Here is a 414-nt window from a genome sequence, read left to right on the forward strand (position 1 = left end):
GTTACTCAGCCGTTCGCCACTCGCTTCCACCCGGAGGTGGGTGCCGTTCGACTTGCATGTGTTAGGCGCGCCGCCAGCGTTCATCCTGAGCCAGGATCGAACTCTCCGTCCAATGCCCCCGTGGAAGGGGCTATCGGGCGCGAGCCCGCATCCGGCCGGCATGACGCCGATCGGATCCATCTCATCGATGCGTGAAGTGTTTCCTGTGTCTGGAAGTGATGGGTCAGACTTCGTCTTACCACACTATCTCAGGTGCACTCTCATACTTCGGCCATCTCCTGGATGGCCTCGTCTTCGTCTCGGCAGGCCTCGTCGGCCTGCCCGCGGTATCCGGTTCTCAAGGTGCCCGCCGCGGGTGCTCGCCCGCGCGGCAGGGAGATATAGTGCCACTCCCCGGGGGCGCCGGGGGCGGGA

The 414-nt window shown here is 64.7% G+C and carries 1 rRNA gene; it reads right to left on the reverse strand.

What is annotated here, in order from left to right:
* Window positions 1–112: ribosomal RNA gene (locus H6A16_RS10575) — 16S ribosomal RNA — on the reverse strand; the annotation flags it as partial.
* Window positions 113–414 lie beyond the last annotated feature (302 nt).

This window comes from Collinsella tanakaei, from assembly GCF_016900375.1.
Classification (GTDB): domain Bacteria; phylum Actinomycetota; class Coriobacteriia; order Coriobacteriales; family Coriobacteriaceae; genus Collinsella.